Annotated in this window: 2 rRNA genes; both read right to left on the bottom strand. The window is 63.1% G+C overall.

Annotated features, from left to right (window positions below):
- Window positions 1-8: 8 nt before the first annotated feature.
- Window positions 9-125, bottom strand: a 5S ribosomal RNA gene (gene rrf / locus HLV61_RS23175).
- Between the two features lie 128 nt (window positions 126-253).
- Window positions 254-621 (bottom strand): 23S ribosomal RNA (locus HLV61_RS23170); the annotation flags it as partial.

Genomic DNA, 621 nt, shown 5'->3' with positions numbered 1-621 from the left:
GAATGGTTGTCCGGCGGCGTCCTACTCTCCCACCCCGTCTCCAGGGCAGTACCATCGGCGCTGAGAGGCTTAGCTTCCGGGTTCGGAATGGGTCCGGGCGTTTCCCTCTCGCCATGGCCGCCGTAACACTGTGAACGAGACAACCCCGGGCACCCCCGAGGTGATGCGGGGGGCGGGTTGGTGCGTTCAGAACCGCACAGTGGACGCGACATCGTTGCTCGACAGGCCCTGCCCCGCAACGGGGAAGGGGTGTGTGGTCAAGCCCTCGGCCTGTTAGTACCGGTCAGCTCCACACCTCGCGGTGCTTCCACTTCCGGCCTATCAACCCGCTGGTCTGGGCGGGGGCCTTACCCGGTTGACCCGGTGAGAGACCTCATCTCGAAGCGAGCTTCCCGCTTAGATGCTTTCAGCGGTTATCCCTGCCGAACGTAGCCAACCAGCAGTGCACCTGGCGGTACAACTGGCACACCAGAGGTTCGTCCGTCCCGGTCCTCTCGTACTAGGGACAGCTCTTCTCAAGTCTCTTACGCGCGCGGCGGATAGGGACCGAACTGTCTCACGACGTTCTAAACCCAGCTCGCGTACCGCTTTAATGGGCGAACAGCCCAACCCTTGGGACCT

Origin of the sequence: Geodermatophilus amargosae (genome assembly GCF_041028265.1) — a bacterium.
In the GTDB taxonomy this organism is placed as follows: domain Bacteria; phylum Actinomycetota; class Actinomycetes; order Mycobacteriales; family Geodermatophilaceae; genus Geodermatophilus; species Geodermatophilus amargosae_A.
The sequence above is the reverse complement of the archived record's forward strand: the minus strand, read 5'-3'. Positions and strand labels throughout refer to the sequence as shown.